Source organism: Moorella thermoacetica (genome assembly GCF_001267405.1).
GTDB classification, from domain to species: domain Bacteria; phylum Bacillota; class DSM-521; order Neomoorellales; family Neomoorellaceae; genus Neomoorella; species Neomoorella thermoacetica.
On the sequence record NZ_CP012369.1, the window covers coordinates 1006504 to 1019658 of the forward strand.

The 13155-nt window shown below is 57.5% G+C and carries 17 protein-coding genes and 1 riboswitch; all 17 genes read left to right on the forward strand.

The genetic code is table 11. The features are described 5' to 3' along the window. Window positions 1-5: 5 nt before the first annotated feature. The 17 genes from rny to MOTHE_RS05125 all read left to right on the forward strand — a co-directional run bounded on the left by rny (window position 6) and on the right by MOTHE_RS05125 (window position 13153). A complete protein-coding gene (gene rny / locus MOTHE_RS05045) occupies window positions 6-1520 on the forward strand; it encodes a ribonuclease Y (protein ID WP_011392595.1) in 1515 nt (504 codons plus the stop codon). 168 nt (window positions 1521-1688) lie between these two features. Beyond that, entirely contained in the window at window positions 1689-2207 is a 519-nt protein-coding gene (locus MOTHE_RS05050) for a hypothetical protein (RefSeq protein WP_011392596.1), read from the forward strand. Between the two features lie 60 nt (window positions 2208-2267). Beyond that, window positions 2268-3053, forward strand: a complete 786-nt coding sequence (locus tag MOTHE_RS05055) for a TIGR00282 family metallophosphoesterase (protein ID WP_011392597.1) — start codon at window positions 2268-2270, stop codon at window positions 3051-3053. A 113-nt stretch (window positions 3054-3166) separates the two neighbouring features. Then, window positions 3167-3436 carry a stage V sporulation protein S gene (locus MOTHE_RS05060; RefSeq protein WP_011392598.1) on the forward strand — a complete coding sequence of 90 codons (270 nt, stop codon included), beginning with the start codon at window positions 3167-3169 and terminating at the stop codon, window positions 3434-3436. Between the two features lie 77 nt (window positions 3437-3513). Then, window positions 3514-4356, forward strand: a complete 843-nt coding sequence (locus MOTHE_RS05065; RefSeq protein WP_011392599.1) for a PHP domain-containing protein — start codon at window positions 3514-3516, stop codon at window positions 4354-4356. Window positions 4357-4408: 52 nt separating this feature from the next. Further along, on the forward strand, window positions 4409-4669 hold the full coding sequence (locus MOTHE_RS05070) for a hypothetical protein (RefSeq protein WP_011392600.1): 261 nt from the start codon (window positions 4409-4411) through the stop codon (window positions 4667-4669). Window positions 4670-4706: 37 nt separating this feature from the next. Next, window positions 4707-4883, forward strand: a riboswitch (cobalamin riboswitch). 127 nt (window positions 4884-5010) lie between these two features. Next, a complete protein-coding gene (gene cobU, locus MOTHE_RS05075) occupies window positions 5011-5598 on the forward strand; it encodes a bifunctional adenosylcobinamide kinase/adenosylcobinamide-phosphate guanylyltransferase (RefSeq protein WP_011392601.1) in 588 nt (195 codons plus the stop codon). 120 nt (window positions 5599-5718) lie between these two features. Beyond that, window positions 5719-6816 (forward strand): cobalt-precorrin-5B (C(1))-methyltransferase CbiD, encoded by a 1098-nt coding sequence (gene cbiD / locus MOTHE_RS05080; protein ID WP_011392602.1) that lies wholly within the window; start codon window positions 5719-5721, stop codon window positions 6814-6816. Then, the gene (gene cbiE / locus MOTHE_RS05085; RefSeq protein ID WP_011392603.1) at window positions 6806-7456 is read left to right on the forward strand and encodes a precorrin-6y C5,15-methyltransferase (decarboxylating) subunit CbiE; all 651 of its coding nucleotides are present in this window, start codon (window positions 6806-6808) and stop codon (window positions 7454-7456) included. Before cbiD ends, cbiE begins: the two co-directional genes overlap by 11 nt. Beyond that, entirely contained in the window at window positions 7443-8036 is a 594-nt protein-coding gene (cbiT, locus tag MOTHE_RS05090) for a precorrin-6Y C5,15-methyltransferase (decarboxylating) subunit CbiT (protein WP_011392604.1), read from the forward strand. Before cbiE ends, cbiT begins: the two co-directional genes overlap by 14 nt. A gap of 15 nt (window positions 8037-8051) precedes the next feature. Beyond that, entirely contained in the window at window positions 8052-8765 is a 714-nt protein-coding gene (cobI, locus tag MOTHE_RS05095; protein ID WP_011392605.1) for a precorrin-2 C(20)-methyltransferase, read from the forward strand. Beyond that, entirely contained in the window at window positions 8762-9526 is a 765-nt protein-coding gene (gene cobM, locus MOTHE_RS05100) for a precorrin-4 C(11)-methyltransferase (RefSeq protein WP_011392606.1), read from the forward strand. The genes cobI and cobM overlap by 4 nt, the downstream gene beginning before the upstream one ends. Continuing rightward, a complete protein-coding gene (locus MOTHE_RS05105; protein WP_011392607.1) occupies window positions 9519-10616 on the forward strand; it encodes a cobalt-precorrin 5A hydrolase in 1098 nt (365 codons plus the stop codon). The genes cobM and MOTHE_RS05105 overlap by 8 nt, the downstream gene beginning before the upstream one ends. Continuing rightward, window positions 10616-11341 (forward strand): precorrin-3B C(17)-methyltransferase, encoded by a 726-nt coding sequence (gene cobJ, locus MOTHE_RS05110; RefSeq protein WP_011392608.1) that lies wholly within the window; start codon window positions 10616-10618, stop codon window positions 11339-11341. The genes MOTHE_RS05105 and cobJ overlap by 1 nt, the downstream gene beginning before the upstream one ends. Then, window positions 11338-12102 carry a precorrin-6A reductase gene (cobK, locus tag MOTHE_RS05115; RefSeq protein ID WP_011392609.1) on the forward strand — a complete coding sequence of 255 codons (765 nt, stop codon included), beginning with the start codon at window positions 11338-11340 and terminating at the stop codon, window positions 12100-12102. The genes cobJ and cobK overlap by 4 nt, the downstream gene beginning before the upstream one ends. Before the next feature lie 51 nt (window positions 12103-12153). Further along, the gene (locus tag MOTHE_RS05120; protein WP_011392610.1) at window positions 12154-12537 is read left to right on the forward strand and encodes a sirohydrochlorin chelatase; all 384 of its coding nucleotides are present in this window, start codon (window positions 12154-12156) and stop codon (window positions 12535-12537) included. Beyond that, complete coding sequence (locus tag MOTHE_RS05125; protein ID WP_053094748.1) at window positions 12521-13153, forward strand: precorrin-8X methylmutase; 633 nt, start codon at window positions 12521-12523, stop codon at window positions 13151-13153. Before MOTHE_RS05120 ends, MOTHE_RS05125 begins: the two co-directional genes overlap by 17 nt. Window positions 13154-13155: the final 2 nt, after the last annotated feature.

Consider the following 13155-nt stretch of genomic DNA (forward strand, 5'->3'; position numbering starts at 1 on the left):
TATATGTGTTAATAGCTTTCCTGGTCGGCGGGGCGGGTGGTTATGCCATCCGCAAATACCTGGCTGAGGCCAAGATAGCTTCAGCCGAAAAGGCTGCCGCCACCATTATCGAAGAGGCCAAAAAAGAAGCTGAAGCCAGGAAAAGGGAAGCGGTTCTGGAGGCCAAGGATGAAGTCCACCGCATGCGTAATGAGGTGGAACGGGAGAGCAGGGAACGACGCAATGAACTCCAGCGTTTAGAGCGGCGCTTGCTGCAAAAAGAGGAAACCCTGGAACGCAAATCTGAAACCCTGGAACGCAAAGAGGCCAGCCTGCACCGCCAGGAAGAAGCGATTCAGCGTACCAGGGAAGAGGTAGAGAAAATTCGCCAGCAGCAAGTGAGCGAACTGGAGCGGATTTCCGGCTTAACTACCGAGGCTGCCAGGAATATCCTTTTGAAAAACGTGGAGGAAGAAATCAGGCATGAAACAGCAATGCTCATCAAGCAGGTAGAGGCTGAAGCGAAGGAAGAGGCCGAGAAAAGGGCCCGGGAAATTATCACCTACGCTATCCAGCACTGTGCTGCCGACTATGTAGCTGAAGCTACAGTATCGGTAGTTAACCTGCCCAATGACGAGATGAAGGGGCGGATAATCGGCCGTGAGGGCCGGAATATCCGGGCCCTGGAAACCCTGACTGGCGTAGACCTCATTATAGATGATACGCCGGAAGCGGTTATCCTGTCCTGCTTTGATCCTATTCGCCGGGAGATTGCCCGGATAGCCTTGGAAAAACTTATAGCCGATGGGCGCATCCATCCGGCGCGGATTGAAGAAATGGTGGAAAAGGCCCGGCGGGAACTGGATACGAAGATCCGGGAGGAAGGCGAGCAGGCCACCTTCGAGGTGGGTATCCACGGCCTGCACCCGGAATTGGTGCGCCTGCTGGGTAAATTGAAATATCGTACCAGCTACGGCCAGAATGTCCTGAAACACTCCCTGGAAGTCGCCTTCCTGGCGGGGGCTATGGCCGCCGAACTGGGTGTAGATGTACTGGTGGCTAAACGGGCTGGCCTGCTTCATGACATAGGCAAGGCGGTGGACTTTGAAGTTGAAGGCCCCCACGTCAACCTGGGGGTTGAACTGGCCAAAAAGTACCGGGAGTCACCGGAGGTCATTCATGCCATTGAAGCCCATCACGGCGATGTAGAGCCTAAAAGTATTGAAGCTGGACTGGTCCAGGCTGCTGATGCCATTTCCGCCGCCCGTCCCGGAGCCAGGCGTGAGACCCTGGAAGCCTATATTAAGCGCTTAGAAAAACTGGAAGAGATTGCCAATTCCTTTAGCGGCGTAGAAAAATCCTATGCCATCCAGGCCGGACGTGAAGTTCGTATCCTGGTTAAACCGGATAAGATTGACGATGCCATGGCCGTTCGCTTGGCCCGGGATATCGTCAAAACCATCGAGCAGACAATGGAGTATCCAGGCCAGATCAAGGTAGTGGTCATCCGGGAAACCCGGGCTGTAGATTACGCCAAATAGCGTGCTGTGAAGTTCAATGGCAGGGATGGGCAAGATGCTTACCATCTCTGCCATTAAATTTTCATACCTCGGGGAGGACAAGACAGGCAGGATTTTGCTAGTGGGTGCAGAAGTAATGTCATATTGGTGGCAACATCTTATACATAAAGTACGGGGCAGGTGTCTACCATGAGCCTGAAGTACAAACACGGCGGCGAAGTATCCGACAGCATTGGTCTCCTGATTTCCATCCTGGTGCGGTACCCTGAAGTTGGAACCATTAATTATGAACCCCGGGACCAGGTCCTGCGTTTTACCTTCATGCTGGCCCAGCCGGTGGCCGTAGAACAGGTCCAGGAATTTGAAAAGAAGTTCCGCAAATCCCTGGAGGTTTACAATTACCTCGAAGACCGGGAACCGCAGGTTATTAACCTCCATCATACCTGGAACGACCAGTTAATGTCCCTGGAGGTCCAAAGGGATGTCGCCACCCTCTCCCGGGATGAGATTAACCTGATTATGACCCTGGTACGGGAAGAGTTTGGTAACAGCCTGTTAGTTGAAAATACTGATGAGGTTCAGGAAGAGGAGCTAATCCTCCAGGAAGAATTGATTGATCATATGCTGGAGAGTGTCAAGGGGACCGTCTCGGAAAGGCAATTGATTGCCTTCCGGGAAGAAGGCAGGGTCATGGTGTTTAACAAGTAGGGAAAGGCTAATAATAAGATTAAGATTAGGAACGACTAAAGAAAGCTAAGGGGAATTCTTTTGCGAATCCTGATGATCGGCGACGTGGTAGGACGGCCGGGCCGGAAAGCGGTACGGGAAGTCTTGCCGGCCTTGCTCCAGGAACACCGGCCTGATCTGGTGATAGCCAACGGTGAAAATGCTGCCGGAGGGAATGGCATTACACCAGATACCGCCGGTGAACTTTTTGCCAGCGGCATCGATATCCTTACCATGGGAAACCACGTTTGGGATAAAAGGGAAGCTCTAACTTTGCTGGAAGAGGAAGAGCGCATTATCCGGCCGGCCAATTATCCGCCAGGGACCCCCGGGCGGGGTTATAACCTGTTTGAGGTGAAGGAAGGTTTAAAGGTAGGGGTAATCAATTTATCCGGCCGGGTTTTTCTCCCACCACTGGAATGTCCCTTCCGTCTCGGCAAGCAGCTGGCCGAAGAGCTCCGTGCCGAGACCAGGGTCATCATAGTAGATTTTCATGCTGAAGCCACTTCGGAAAAGGTGGCCCTCGGGTGGCATTTAGACGGCCTGGTTAGTGCCGTTGTCGGGACCCATACCCATATCCAAACTGCCGATGCACGGGTCTTGCCCGGGGGAACGGCCTATATTACTGATGTCGGGATGACCGGACCCCGGGATTCCGTCCTGGGGGTAAAAACAGAGATCATAGTGCATAAGTTTTTGACCCAGTTACCGGCCCGCTTTGAAATAGCCGGGGGAGTAATCCAGCTGGAAGGGGTAATCCTGGATATTGATCCCTCCACGGGCCGGGCTGCCGGGATCCAGCGGGTACAGCATTATTGTAATCCTTGAAAGGGATCCTCATGAGGAAATTAAAACTTAAAAGAATTGTATGCTTTTTAAGAGGAGTTTCACCACCTGTGGCGAAATAGTATTTGAAGGTCTATGGTGAGGGGGAATAGCCCATGGAGGTCCTGAAGGTAGCAGCCCGGTCCAATCCGAATTCGGTTGCCGGGGCCCTGGCGGGGGTATTGCGTGAAAAGGGCGGGGTAGAAATCCAGGCTGTCGGCGCCGCTGCCCTGAATCAGGCCATAAAAGCCGTGGCCATTGCCAGGGGGTTTGTTTCTCCCAACGGACTGGATATTGTCTGCATCCCTGCCTTTGCCGATATTCAGATTGAAGGCCAGGAACGTACGGCCATGAAACTAATCGTCGAACCGCGGAAAACCCAGTAAATTTGAAGCCTGCTTACCGTGAGGGAGCAGGCTTCAGGTTATAATATATAGCAAAGAATATACTTGGGGATAGAAATATGGTCGTAAGCGCCGATTTACATACCCATACTACAGCTTCTGACGGACAGCTATGCCCGGCCAAGATGGTAAGGCTGGCCCGGGAAAGGGGACTGACGGCCCTGGGCATTACCGACCATGATACCGTTTCTGGCCTTGCTGAAGCCCTGGCTGCCGGCCGTGAAGTGGGCTTAAAGGTTATTCCCGGGATAGAATTGAGTACCGAATGGGAGGGGCGGGAGATTCACCTTCTAGGTTATGGCCTGGACTGGGAGCAGGGAGAACTCATGGCTTTTCTGGAAACCATGCGCCAGGCTCGCCAGCGGCGCAATCTGAAGATCGTAGCCAGGCTCAGGGATCTGGGTTATAACCTGACCATGGCTGACGTCGCGAGGGAAGCCAAGGGTGAGACTACAGGCCGTCCCCATATAGCGGCGGCACTGGTCCAGAAGGGATATCTGCCCTCCATTGATGCCGCCTTTAAAGCCCTCCTGGATAGGGGTCGACCGGCCTATGTACCACGGGCTAAAATTCCGCCCTCTGTGGCTGTGAAGGTAATTCTGGAGGCAGGTGGGGTACCTGTTCTGGCCCACCCCGGGCTGAGCCAGGCCGATGACATTATTCCCGCGTTGGTAAACTCCGGGCTCCAGGGCCTGGAGGTTTATTACCCCCACCATGATCCTGTCACCAGGGAGCGTTACCTGAAACTAGCCTCCAGGTACGATTTGGTAGTGACTGGTGGTTCCGATTTCCATGGCCGGTCGGGAGACAGCCATGCTGATCTGGGTTCCTGCACCATCGGAGCTCCGGAACTGGTACGGCTCAAGGAGAGGTGGCAAAGGATCAGGGATGCGGGCGACTAAGGATTAGTTTTTGGTCATATACTTTAGCAAGAAATAAAAGGGGGTGGGCCCGTTGGCTGGAGATAGCCAGGTAGCCCTTTACCAGCGTATTCAAGAGCTGGAGAACAGAGTTGAACAACTGCGGATCAGCCGGCGTGTCCTGATGCGCCTGGTGGAAAAAAGTGAAAACGAAAAATGGGAGCTGGTAAACCGCCTGCGCCAGGAAAAAGAGCAACTCCGGGCTCGTAACCGCCGTTACGCCCGGGTCATCTGGCAAAAAAATAGAGAGTTGGTATTCCTTAACTGTAAACTCCGGGGGGATATTGTATCATAGGACTTGACCTGGGCCAGGTGGTGGTTTATACTATAAGCAAATTTAATAAACAACAGGTGCCTGCAGGGTTAAAAGGGAATCAGGTGTAAATCCTGAGCGGTCGCGCCACTGTAACCGGGGAGTTTTTCCTCAGAGGCCACTGGTGATCTACTGGGAAGGCGAGGAAAAGTAATGAGCCGGGAGCCAGGAAACCTGCCTGTTGGTTCAACCCTCGCGTAAAGGGGCGAAATATAAACTTAAGGTTCTTACTCCAGCCATGGTCGCGAGGCTGGAGTTTGTTCTTTATAAACCTCCCATGCCGCCGGGGGAAACCATGTATTCTAACGTGGGGAGAGTATTATATGGAACGCGGGCCGCTAATTATGGTGACCGGGGGAAGCCGGAGCGGCAAGAGTAGCCTGGCCGAGAAACTGGCCGGGGAAGCAGGTGGCCAAGTGGTTTATCTGGCAACGGCCATGATTAATGATGAAGAAATGGCCGCCCGGGTAGACCTCCATCGAAACCGGCGGCCAGCCAGCTGGCGGACGATAGAAACCCCCCTGGAAGTCATCGAGACCATAAGACAGGAAGGCCGGCAGGCTGACACCCTGCTCCTTGATAGCCTGGGAATGTGGCTCAGTAATCTCTTGAACAATTACCATTACGAGGCTGAAAAAAACCGGGAACAAAGGGAAGAGTTGATAGCAAGGATTACCTCCAGATTCAGGGAACTGGCAACTACAGCCTACCAGGTCAGGGCCAGGGTAATTGTAGTTACTGAAGAAGTAGGTCTGGGCCTGGTGCCACCCTATCCCCTGGGACGGCTGTTTCGCGATCTCCTGGGCCTGGCTAACCAGGAATTAGCCCGCCAGGCGGACAGGGTATACCTGGTGGTGGCAGGGCTGCCTGTAGTCCTTAAAGGTGGGGAACAAGCTGTAACTGCGTGGTAAACCTTGGGGTTACAGGGCGAGCCCTAAAAGCGTCTCATCCTGCCACCGACCTGTGGCTTCCAGAGAAAACTACACTTGCCGACATTTTTCTGAAGCGAGCTATTTTCGGAGGAAAAAGCAGTGGTCCAAAAATTACGTCGGGGTTATACCACGGGGACCTGCGCTGCAGGGGCAGCCAAGGCAGCAGCCCTGGCCCTGTGGCGAGGGGAAGAGGTCCAAGAAATTACCCTGACCCTGCCCCGGGGAGAAATAATAACTTTACCCGTTACCGTACATAAAGGTGTTGAAGAGGCCGAAGCCATCATCATAAAAGACGCCGGTGATGACCCCGATGTTACCCACGGAGTTGCCATTCACGTAAGGGCCAGGAAACAAGCCGGGGGCATTACCCTGCGGGGCGGCGAGGGTATAGGGATAGTCACCCGCCCCGGCCTGGCGGTGCCGGTGGGGGAACCGGCCATTAACCCCGTGCCCCGGGCCATGATCAAGGAGGCCGTAGCTGCCATTGTTCCCCCTGGCTTGGGTATGGAATTGGAGATTAGCATTCCGGAAGGCGCAAGGTTAGCCAGGCGTACCCTCAATCCCCGCCTGGGGATCGAGGGCGGTTTATCTATCCTCGGCACCACCGGCATCGTCGAACCCATGTCCGAAGAGGCCTTCCGGAACTCCCTGGTTCCCCAAATCGATGTTGCCCTGGCCGCCGGCTGGGAGACCCTGGTTTTAACCCCTGGTCGCCTGGGCCAGCGCCAGGCGGAAGAGAAATATGGTTTACCTGCCACCGCCATTATCTTAACCAGCAATTTTATTGGTTATCTCCTGGAAGCCTGTGTTGAACGCCGGGTCAAAAGGGTCCTCCTGTGGGGCCATGGGGGTAAGCTGGTGAAAGTAGCGGGTGGCATTTTTTATACCCATAGCCATGTTGCCGATGCCCGCCAGGAGATTATTGCCGCCCTGGCGGCAGCCGCCGGAGCTTCCCGGGAAATAGTGCAACAGATACTTGCAGCCACTACAGTAGAAGCGGTCCAGGAAGTTATCCGGGGGTCGGATTTTGAGCCCGGTTTTTGGGACTCCCTGGCAGCCAGGGCCAGCCAGCGGGCCACTGACCTGGTCCACGGGGAATTAACAGTGGGTACGGCCCTTCTGAATCTTCAGGGGGACATCATGGGTCGGGATGAGGTAGCCCGGCAGATAATGGGGGACTGGGGCTATGACCGTTAGTAAAGGATGGTTGACTGTGATCGGGGTTGGCCCCGGCAGCCCGGAATACCTGACACCAGCGGCCCGGCGGGCTGCCCTGGCGGCGGAAATCCTGGTAGGGGGCCCCAGGGCCCTGCAACTCTTCGCTGATTTACCGCGGGAAAAACAGGTAATCGGGGGGGACCTGGAAAAGATATATTCTTTTTTGCTCCAGGTACGTCCCCGTCCCACTGCCGTGCTGGTATCGGGTGACCCGGGCTTCTTTAGCCTCCTGGGCTGGCTGAAACGCAAGTTCCCCGAGGAGGAGATAAGGGTCATCCCGGGTATCAGTTCCATCCAGCTCGCCTTTGCCCGCCTGGGGCAGGGCTGGGAAGGAGCGACTTTTCTGAGCCTCCACGGGCGCCCCCTGGCCACCCTGGAACCTTACCTGTCACACCTGGCAGCCGGGTCCATTAAAATGGTGCTTCTAACGGGGGGGACCAGTACCCCGTCAGCCCTCGGCCGCTACCTGGCTGATAAAGGCCTGGCGAAGCTGAGATTATGGATAGGTACCGACCTGGGTACAGAACAGGAGCAGACAGCCTGGTTGACGGCTGTCGAACTGGCCGCCGGGGACCTACCAGCGGCAGGTGTGGTGATCATTGGCTATGACCATCCTTGATTGGCCCTTCATAACCCCGGGAATACCCGATGCCTGGTTTACCCGCGACCGGGTGCCTCTTACCAAAGAAGAAATCCGGGTCCTGACCCTGGCCAAAGCCCGTCTGGGATCAGGGATGACGGTTTACGATATAGGCGCTGGTACCGGCTCCCTGGCCGTTGAGGCAGCCCGCCTGGTGGCACCGGGACAGGTCCTGGCCGTAGAGGTTAACCCGCTTGCTTGCGACCTTATCCGGCAGAACTCCGAGCGTTTTAACCTTGGCAACCTGCAGGTGGTAGCCGGGGAAGCGCCGGAGGTTTTAGCCGGGTTACCTGCGCCAGACCGGGTTCTCATTGGGGGTAGCGGCGGCCGCCTGAAGGACATCTTAGCCAGGTGCCATAATTTGTTACACCCCGGCGGGATTATAGTTATCAACGCCATCACCCCGGAGACCCTGACCACGGCCCTGACATTCGGCCAGGGCCGTGGTTACCGGGTCGCTGCCCTGGCGGCAAGCCTCGCTCGCCTGGAACCTGCTGGGCGCGTTCACTTCTGGCGGTCTTTAAACCCGGTGCATATCGTCCAGCTTATTAAAGAGTAGTAAGGAGTGGCGAAAATGTATGGGACCCTGTATGGCCTGGGGGTTGGACCGGGGGACCCTTCCCTCCTGACCCTGAAGGCGAAAGCAATTCTGGAGCAAGTCCCAGTGGTGGCCGTACCCGTTTCCCAGCGAGGGGAGGAAAGCCTGGCCCTGCAGGTAGTCCAGCAATACCTTAGCCCGGAGCAGAAAGTATTAAACCTCTTTATGCCCATGAGCCGCGACCAGGCCTATCTTGAACGCTCATGGGATGCAGCGGCGGCCGAACTACGGGAAAACCTGGCGACGGGCCGGGATATCGCCTTCCTTACCCTGGGCGACGCGTCCCTTTACAGCACTTATAGTTATCTAGTCCAGAGGCTGCAAAATATAGTACCGGAACTAAAAATAGTAACCGTTCCCGGGGTAACTTCCTTCGCCGCGGCTGCTGCCAGCCTGAATCTACCCCTGGCAACAGGGGATGAACCCCTGGCGATTATCCCGGCACTAAAGGAGCCGGCCCTCCTGAAGGAGTACCTCCACCTCTTTCCCAACCTAGTTTTAATGAAGGTCGCTCGCCACTATGATGCCATCGTCGAGGTACTCCAGGATGCTGGCCTGGCTGAGAAAGCGGTTCTGGCCAGTCGTTGCGGTCAACCGGGAGAATGCTTTAATCGCGATCTGGCGGCTACTAAAGGGCAAAAGCAGGACTACCTGTCGTTAATCATCGTCAAGGGGGACGAGCGGGCATGAAAGTCTATTTTGTCGGCGCCGGGCCCGGGGACCCGGAGTTAATCACCGTCAAGGGGCGCCGCCTTCTGGGGGAGGCCGGGGTGATTATCTACGCCGGTTCCTTAGTCAACCCCGAAATTTTAAAATATGCGGCCCCGGGGGCAGTCCGCTACGACAGCGCCTCCCTGACCCTGGAAGAAGTCCTGGCAATTATCCGACGGGCCATCGCCGGAGGCCAGGTAGTGGTCCGCCTGCATACAGGCGACCCGTCTTTGTATGGAGCCATTCAAGAACAAATGGACGCCCTGGAACGGATGGGCATCCCCTATGAAATAGTGCCCGGCGTCAGCTCCTATGCGGCCGCCGCGGCCGCTATAGGTCGCGAGTATACCCTGCCAGGGGTGAGCCAGACCCTGATTTTAACCCGGCGGGGCGGCCGGACGCCGGTACCTGAAATGGAAAGCCTGACGGAACTCAGCCGCCACCGGGCCAGCCTCTGCCTTTTCCTCAGCAGCCAGTCCCTGGCTGCAGCCACGGCTGAACTGGCCAGCGGTTATGGTCCGGAGACACCGGCGGCAGTGGTATATAAGGCCTCCTGGCCCGAAGAGAAGGTAATCCGGGGTACCCTGGGCGATATTGCCGCCAAAGCCAGGGAGGCAGGCATCGAACGGACGGCCCTGCTCCTGGTTGGTGATTTCCTGGCGGGAGATTACAAACGCTCTCGCCTCTACGATCCTGCCTTCAGTCACGGTTATCGTGGGGCCAGAAACAATAATGGCTAGGGAAAAGAGGCTGGCCATTGTAGCCCTTACCCGGCCGGGGCTGCAAACAGCCCTGCGCCTGGCTGGTAGCCTGCCCGAAGGGACCCCGGTTTTTGCCCCGGCCAGCCTGGCCGCGGGTGGCGCCGAAACGGATGGGGAAATAAGGGTTGATTTTTATTCCGGCGGGTTACCAGATTTCCTGGGGGAGATTTTTCACCGGTACCGGGGCTTGATCCTGATCATGGCTGCCGGTATTGCCGTCCGGGCGTTGCGTACCCACATGGTATCCAAGTTGACCGACCCGGCTGTTGTAGTAGTTGATGCTGCTGGTAAATATGCTATCAGCCTGCTCTCCGGCCACCTTGGGGGTGCCAACGAGCTGGCCCGCCGGGTGGCCGCCATCCTGGGAGGAGAGGCGGTGATTACCACGGCCAGCGAAAGCCGGGGCCTCCCGGCCCTGGACCTGGTTGCCCGGCGCCTGGAAATGACTATCTGGCCCCGAGACAATATGACAATGGTGATGGCCGCCCTGGTGAATGGTGAAGCTATTGACCTGCTGGTGGAACCTCCCTTGCTGGCACGCCTGCAAGGCGAACTCCCGGACTTGGGAGCCCGCCCGCTGGAGGGGTACTCCGGGGTCAGGGGTGAGGGGGCCGGAATTATGGTCACCTGGCGGCGACTGCCTCTGCCCGGACCGCGCTGGGTTTACTGGCGGCCGCGGGTCATAGTCGCTGGCGTTGGTTGCCGCCGGGGCGTACCTGCTGGCACCATTCTCTATGCCCTGGGGGTGGCCTTGAAAAGGGCCGGTATCAGCCGCCAGAGCCTGCGATCACTGGCCAGTGTGGATTTCAAGGCCCGGGAGCCTGGCCTTGAGCTGGCGGCCCGGCAGCTGGGGTTGGAGTTACGTACCTTTCCACCGGATGAACTAGCCGCCTGCCTGGAAAGACACCCGGAACTGTCCCGTTCCCAAACTGTAGCTGCCAGGGTGGGTTTAACCGGAGTATGCGAGCCAGCGGCCGTGCTGGCAGGAGGAGATGGTGAATTATTATGGCCCAAAATAAAATGCCGGGGGGTAACCATCGCCTTGGCCCGGGTTCAAGGGGCGAAATAGTGGTCGTCGGCCTGGGGCCTGGGCAGGAGACGGAAATGACCGCCAGGGCCCGGGAAGCCCTGGCCAGGGCCGAGGTAATCGTGGGTTACCGGACTTATATCGATCTGGTAGCCACCCTGATAGCCGGGCGCGAGGTAGTGGTCAACGGGATGACCGGTGAAGTGGACAGGTGCCGGGAAGCCGTCGAACGAGCGGCCGCCGGGGCCCGGGTAGCCGTAATTTCCAGCGGCGATCCCGGGGTCTACGGTATGGCCGGTCTGGTGCTGGAAATCCTCGCCGCTCACCCACGGGGAAGGGAGATACCGGTGACCATAATTCCCGGAGTAACTGCAGCCACAGCGGCAGCGGCCGCCCTGGGAGCCCCCCTGATGCATGATTTCGCGGTAATCAGCCTCAGCGACCGTCTCACTCCCTGGGAAGTCATTAGCCGGCGCCTGGAGATGGCGGCGGCGGCCGACTTTGTTCTGGTTCTCTATAACCCCCGGAGTCATGGCCGGCCGGACCACCTGGGCCGGGCACGGGAGATAATCCTTAAATACCGCCAGCCTTCTACTCCGGTAGGTGTCGTCCGGAATGCCGGCCGGAAAGGGGAGGTTGCCTGGTTACGGGACCTGGACACCCTCCTGGAATTGCCGGTGGATATGGTCAGTACCGTCATTATTGGTAACAGCCAGACCAGGGTGCTGGACGGGCGGATGGTAACACCGCGGGGGTACCGGTTATGATCCTTACCCTGGCCGGGACGGCAGACGGCCGGGAGATTATCCGGACCTTAAAGGAGGCGGGTTACCAGGTTATAGCTACCGCTGTCACTCCCTATGGAGCCAAACTGGCCCGGGAGGCCGGCGCCGATAGAGTGCGTGAAGGCGCCCTGGAGGGAGAAGACCTGGCCGCGCTGCTGGGAACCGGGAAGATAGAAGCCGTTATTGATGCTACCCACCCCTACGCCACTACCATTACGTCCCGGGCCCGGGAGATCTGCCGGGTTACCGGGATACCGTACTTTCGCTACCAGCGGCCGGCAGTAGAACTCCCGGCGCACCCAAATCTCTTAATAGCCGCCGACTGGACCCAGGCAGTAGAACTGGCCTCGCGCTATGGGACCATAATGCTTACCATCGGCACCAGGCACCTGGAACTATTTACGGCGGCCCCGGCAATGGCCGGCAAAAGGATTATTGCCAGGGTATTGCCGGAAGTAACTTCCCTGGAAAAATGTCGCCAGCTGGGCCTCTGGCCGGGGGATATCATAGCTATCCAGGGGCCGTGCAGCTATGAACTGAATCGGGCCCTTTATCGCCAGTTTGGCGTCGAGGCGGTGGTTACCAAGGATAGCGGCAGCACCGGCGGGGTAGAAAGTAAAATCCAGGCAGCTCTTGATCTTGGCCTGCAGGTAATCGTCCTTCGTCGTCCGCCGGAGCCCGACAGCCTTCCCATGGAAGAGATCATCGGACAGTTGCAGAGGGATATACCAACTGGGGACTAATTACTAATAGTAACCATTTGTGGTAGAACTCTATTTCGAAGGAGGGCAACAATGGCCACAGGGATAATTTTGCTGGGCCACGGCAGCCGGATACCGGAGGCCAATGAACACTTAAAGGTCCTCGCAGACCAGGTGCGGGAAATCCTCGGTGGCGTCCGGGTCGAACCCTGTTATATGATGCGCACCCATCCGAACCTGGCTGAAGGGATTGCTACTCTGGTCAAAGAAGGGCGGCGGAAGATTGTGGTTGTGCCTATGTTCTTTAGCAACGGCCTCCACGTCCAGAGGGATATTCCCGAGCAACTGGCCGCCGCCAGGGAACGCTACCCGGATGTTGAATTTATCTATGGTGCCAACCTCGGCGCCGACCGGCGTATCGCTGAAGTGATTGTCGAGCGCATTCAGGAGGTGGCCCCGGGTGGGTTTTCTGTCTGACCCGCGGGCCATCGAGGCCCGCAGCCGGGAAATAATAGCCGCCAGGGTGGGAGACTTGGGCCTGGAACCGGGGGCCAGGGCCATAGTCACCCGTATCATCCATGCTACCGGCGATTTGAGCTACGCCAGCCTGGTCGCCGTCCACCCCGGGGTGGTCGCAGCTGCCACTGCTGCCCTGCGCCAGGGGGCAGATATCATTACCGATGTCGAAATGGTACGTAACGGTGTCAGCAGCCATCTGGTTTCCCGGGGCGGGGGCCGGGTATTGTGCGCCATCAGGGAGGCCGAAGTTATTAAAACGGCTACTGCCAGGGGGGAAACCCGGGCCATGGTAGCCATGGAATATCTCGCTCCCAGGATGGATGGTGCGATAGTTGCCATTGGTAACGCGCCGACAGCCCTTTTCCACCTCCTGGAGCTGGTGGCCGGAGGCCGGGCGGCACCGGCTGCAATTGTCGGCACACCGGTAGGCTTTGTTGGGGCGGCGGAAGCCAAAGCAGCTCTAGAAACTACCGGTATACCCTATGTGACGGTGCGGGGGCCCAAGGGTGGTAGTACCGTGGCCGTTGCTGCTGTTAATGCCCTGCTGCATCTGGCCTGGGATGAGGAGGAGTAGCT